At 73.7% G+C, this 5,039-nt stretch carries 4 protein-coding genes and 1 pseudogene; 3 read left to right on the top strand and 2 right to left on the bottom strand.

The genetic code is table 11. The annotated features are described in order from the left end of the window. Both otsB and AB0J52_RS26960 read left to right on the top strand, forming a co-directional pair. The coding region (gene otsB / locus AB0J52_RS26965) for a trehalose-phosphatase (protein ID WP_500185114.1) at positions 1–462 on the top strand (462 nt) is incomplete at its 5' end. A gap of 305 nt (positions 463–767) precedes the next feature. Further along, positions 768–1,895, top strand: coding sequence for a hypothetical protein (locus AB0J52_RS26960; protein ID WP_500185113.1), 1,128 nt, complete (start codon positions 768–770; stop codon positions 1,893–1,895). 142 nt (positions 1,896–2,037) lie between these two features. Here AB0J52_RS26960 and AB0J52_RS26955 read toward each other — a convergent pair whose 3' ends face one another. Beyond that, complete coding sequence (locus AB0J52_RS26955) at positions 2,038–2,682, bottom strand: PadR family transcriptional regulator (protein WP_500185112.1); 645 nt, start codon at positions 2,680–2,682, stop codon at positions 2,038–2,040. Positions 2,683–2,812: 130 nt separating this feature from the next. Between AB0J52_RS26955 and AB0J52_RS26950 the strand changes: the two genes are divergently transcribed. Continuing rightward, positions 2,813–4,108, top strand: a complete 1,296-nt coding sequence (locus AB0J52_RS26950) for an FAD-dependent oxidoreductase (RefSeq protein WP_500185111.1) — start codon at positions 2,813–2,815, stop codon at positions 4,106–4,108. A gap of 79 nt (positions 4,109–4,187) precedes the next feature. On the opposite strand, the pseudogene AB0J52_RS26945 reads toward AB0J52_RS26950, so the two are convergent. Then, positions 4,188–5,039: pseudogene (locus tag AB0J52_RS26945) on the bottom strand (serine/threonine-protein kinase); the annotation flags it as partial.

Below are 5,039 nucleotides of genomic sequence, written 5' to 3'. Positions count from 1 at the left end.
CTGCCCCGCGTGCTGGAGGCGGCGGGCGCGCCGCCCGAGACGTTCGTGGAGGACAAGGGTCGCGCCCTCGCCGTCCACACCCGCCGCTGCGCGGAACCGCAGGTCGCGCTCGACCGGCTGCGCGGCGTCATGGACGCGCTGGCCGAGCGGCACGGCCTGGTCGTCGAGCCGGGGCGGTTCGTCCTGGAGCTGCGCCCGCCCGGCATGGACAAGGGCGTCGCGCTCCGTGAGTTCGTCGCCGAGGCCGGAAAGCCGTCGATGCTGCTGTTCGCGGGCGACGACCTGGGCGACCTCGCCGCCTTCGACGCGGTGGACGCGCTGCGCGCCGAGGGCGTGCCCGGCCTCAAGCTGTGCAGCGGGTCCGCCGAGGTGACGGCGCTGGCCGAGCGCGCTGACCTGGTCGTGGACGGCCCGGACGGCGTCGTCGCCTTCCTCGGCACGCTGCTGCCGCCCTCCGCCTGACCCTCCCGGCCGGTGGCCCGGGCCGCCGCCGGCCGGTCCTTTCGGCATGCCCGGACGGCCGGGACCGACGATGTCGCTGGGGCGGGTACGAGTCCGGCGAGCGATTACGCAAAGATAGGGTAATTTCGCTGCGCAACGGCGGACGTGAAGTTTCGGCCGGTAGACAGGTGGGGAGCGCTGACGTGGACACTGGACCCGTATTCCCGCAGCGGCCGGCTGGGCCGCGCGAGACGTCCCGTGACCCCTCGGGCGCCCCGACCGCGGGCATCCCCGTCCAACCGCAGCCCCCGGTCCAGCAACCACCCGTGCAGCAGCCACCCGTGCAGCAGCCGCCGGTGTCGGGGCCGTCCGGCGCTTATCCGGCCGAGCCGCACACGTCCGGGGGATATCCGACCGTCCAGTCGCCGGGCGGCTCCGGCGGGTACCCCTTCGCTCAGAACGTCCCCGTCCAGAACGTCCCCGTGCAGGAGGCCGCCGCGCCGCCCGGCTACGGCCGGCCGCAGCAGCCCGTCCACCCGCAGCAGCCGGTCGAGCCTCAGCAGCAGCCGCCTCTCCAGCAGCCGCCTCTGCAGCAGCGGCCGGTCCAGCAGTCGCAGCCTCATCCCCAGCATCCGCAGGCGGTTCAGCCGCAGGGTGGGTACGCGCCCGAGCCCGCCTACCCGGCCCGGACCTCGGACGAGCTGGGCGTGCGGGAGACCAGCGGGGTCGAGGTCCGGATCGCTTCGTCGCGGAGCGAGCGGCAGCGGCTCCGGCGCGAGCAGCGCAGCCGGAGCGGACGCCGCAAGGGCCTGCTGGCGGGCGCGGGCGTGCTGGTGGTGGCCGCGGCCGCCGTGGGCGCGTTCGTGCTGATGCCGGGCTCGGACGGTGGGAAGGACGGCGGGAACCCCTCCGGAAGCGCGAGCCAGTCGGTTCCCGTGCGGTCCGGCCCGATGCCAAAGACGGGGACCGTCGTGTCCGTGGCCACGGCGGACGGCTACCGCTACCAGCTCGGCGTCGTGGACACCGGGTCGTCCGAGGGCACGGCCACCCAGCAGACGACCGCACCGACGGGGTACGGGTTCGCGTACGTCGAGTACGTGCTGTCCAACCCGGGGCGCGACAAGGTGCTGCTCGACTTCCCCGGCGACGTGTTCGTCAAGCGGTCCCGCGTGGAGAGTTCGGGACGCGGACGCTGCATGCCGCAGGTCGGGGCCCCCGAGGACATGTGCACTCCGCCCACGCACAGCGACGTCGTCCGGTCGCTGCGCGGTGGCCAGCTCGTCGCGGGCGACGGCGACGACAAGTACATGCCGCCCGGCTCGGCGTACCTTGTCCGCGCGACGGTGGACGTCCCGGTCGAGAAGCAGCTGAAGACGGGTGACCTGCGCCTTTTCATCTGGAAGCGCCTCTACATGGGGAACCAGGACGCCAAGGAGGCGCCGCTTCCGCGTTGACCCGAGTTGACCTGAGTTGACCCGCGCACGGCGAAAGGGCCGTCGCGACCGATCCGGTCGCGACGGCCCTTCGCTTTCTTGGGTCACGCGTGTGTGACGGTGCCGATCGGCTTCCGCCGGTGTGCGGCACCGGCGGCCCGGATCAGTTCTCCGCCTCCGGGTCGTCGGCGAGGATGCCGTAGAGGCGTCGGCGGGCGTCGTTGACGACGTCCAGCGCGCGGGACTGCTGGGACGCGCTGCCGACGGCCATGACCTGGTGCAGCGCGCCCATGAGCTGCCGGATCGCCTCCCGCGAGTGCAGGACGTTCTCCCCGGCGGCCTCGGTGACCTCCTCCCACGGGACGGAGGTCTGCGCGGACGCCTCCTCGCGGCCGGCGTCGGTGAGGGAGAACAGCCGCTTGCCGCCCTGCTCCTCGCTGGTGACCCGGTCCTCGTCCTCGAGCATCTGGAGGGTCGGGTAGACCGAGCCGGGGCTCGGCCGCCAGACGCCGCCGGTGCGCTCGTCGAGTTCCTGGATCATCTCGTAGCCGTGCATCGGGCGCTCGGCCAGCAGGGCGAGCAGGGCCGCCCGGACGTTGCCGCGCCGGGTGCGGCGTCCGCCGCCCCGGCCCCGGCCGCGCCCCCTGGGGCCACCCGGTCCGAAGCCTGGACCGGGTGGGCCGAATCCCGGCCCGCCCCATCCGAACGGGTCGTCGCGGCGCATCCGGGCCTCGGGCCCGCCGGGGAAGCGCGGCCCGTGCTCGTGCCCGTGCCGGCCGTGCTCGTGGTCTCTGAAGTACTCGCGCATCGTCATCATCTCCTGTCGTTGTTCGATCGCGATGCATTAACGATATATCGGTGAACGCTCGCAAGCAAGCCGGCCTTCCCTTGACAGGAACTCATCAGGCGTTGAATATCGAGGGAAGGGGGAGGTGCCCATGACCGGACACGCCAAGGACCACACCGCAGACCGGACCACCGACCAGGCGCACGAGCGCGAGCACGAGCGCGCGACGGTCTGCGTGGCGGGCGGAGGTCCCGCCGGAGCCGTCCTCGGCCTGCTGCTCGCCCGCTCGGGGATCGACGTCGTCGTCCTGGAGAAGCACGGGGACTTCCTGCGCGACTTCCGGGGCGACACGATCCATCCGTCCACGCTGGACGTCCTGGACGAGATCGGCCTCGGCGACCGCTTCGAGCGGCTCGACCACCACAAGGTCGGCGGCCTGGACGTCCTCACCGCGGACGGCGAGTTCTCCGTCGCGGACCTGGGGGAGCTGCGCGGACGGCACCCGTACATCGCGATGGTCCCGCAGTGGGACTTCCTCACCATGATCACCCAGGCGGCGGCCGAGCTGCCCGGCTTCCGGCTGCTGATGGAGGCCGAGGCCACCGGCCTGCTCCGGGCGGGCGGCCGGGTCACCGGCGTCCGCTACCGGGACGCCGCCGGGGACGAGCACGAGATCCGCGCGGAACTCACCGTCGCCGCCGACGGACGGCACTCGACCCTGCGCCGCGCCGCGGGTCTGCCCGTCCGGGACCTGGGCGCGCCGATGGACGTGGCGTGGTTCCGCCTGCCGCGCGAGCCCGGCGACCACGAGAACGCGTTCCTGCGGCCGGGCGCCGGGCGGCTGATGGCCCTGCTCAACCGCGGGACGTACTGGCAGATCGCCTACGTCATCCCGAAGGGCGGCTGGGCACGCGTGCGGGACCGCGGCGTGGAGGCGCTGCGCGCCGACATCGCCGAACTGCTGCCGTCCATGGCCGACCGGGCCCGCCGTCTCGAACTGGACGAGGTCAGCGTCCTGGACGTCCGGGTGGACCGGCTGCGCCGCTGGTACCGGCCCGGCCTGCTCTGCATCGGGGACGCCGCGCACGCCATGTCGCCGATCGGCGGCGTCGGCATCAACCTGGCCGTCCAGGACGCCGTCGCGGCCGCGAACCGGATCGTCCCGGCGCTGCACGAATCCGGGACGGTCGGCACCGCCGATCTCGCCGCCGTGCAGCGCCGCCGGACCCCGCCGACCATGGCCGTCCAGGCGTTCCAGGTGCTGGCGCAGCGGTTCGTCATCGAACGCGTGCTCCGCGGCCGGGCGATCGCCCCGGGCGCCATGGCCCGCGCGGGGAGTGTTCCGGCCGTCCAGCGCCTTCTGTCGCGCATGGTGGGGTACGGCCCGCTCCCGGAACACGTCCGAACCCCTGTCGCGCGCGCCGAGCCCGTTCCGGTCCCGAGTTGAGCGCGTCCCGGCCGCGACCGTGCCGAACGACGGCGGGCCCCGCGAAGACGCTCGCGGGGCCCGCCGTAGGGGAAGGGGATCAGGGAGCCTGGAGCTTCAGGTTGTCCAGGATCGCCTTCACGATGTCGGCGTTGTCGGTCTGCCGGATCCGCACCCACACGCCGTACTTCTGGTCGGCCGAGTGCAGCGCGACCTCGGTGACCAGCGGCGTTCCGGTCTTGCAGCCGGTGAAGCGCAGGATCGTCCCGGTGAGCGCCTTGTCCGGCGAGGTGTAGTCCTCCGGCGCGCCCTTCGTGCAGGACGAGTGCGTCGAGACGCCGGGCGGAAGGGGCTGCGTCTTCGGCATCGCGGTGGTGAGCCCGACGAAGACGCCGGGCGCGGTGCCGACCCCGCGGAACTTCGCCACGTCCGGAGTCGCCCGGAGGACGGGGCGGCCCGTGGTGTCACCGGTGAAACCGAGCCCGTTCGGCAGCCAGGTGCGGTCGGGCCCGGCCTTCGGCCACGCCTTGGGCACGTAGGCGCTGATCTTGCCCGAGTCGTCCGCGACCTTGACGAAGTCCGCGGGCACGGACGTCTTCTTGCCGTTCTTGCCGGGCTCCTTCTTGTCGTCCTTGCTGAAGATCGTGCCGAGCGCGAGCCCGGCGACCAGCGCGACCGCCAGCACGGCGGCCGTGATCATCAGCGGCGTCAGGTACCGGCGCCGGTCACCGCCACCGCCGCCGTTGCCGCCGCCCCCGCCACCGGGCCCGGACGGCCCGCCGGGGCCGCCGCCCGATCCGCCGGCGTCCTTCTTCCGGCGTCCGAACGGCGTGCCCTTTCCGGACGACCCGGACGGAGGCTGCTGCTGGGGCTGGTAGGGAGGCGGCGGGTAGCCGTGCGGCGAGGGGCTCTGCGACGGACCGGGCCCCGGCCCGTACGGCTGCCCGCCGGG

The organism is Spirillospora sp. NPDC049652 (assembly GCF_040675125.1).
Classification (GTDB): domain Bacteria; phylum Actinomycetota; class Actinomycetes; order Streptosporangiales; family Streptosporangiaceae; genus Spirillospora.
The sequence above is the reverse complement of the archived record's forward strand: the minus strand, read 5'-3'. Positions and strand labels throughout refer to the sequence as shown.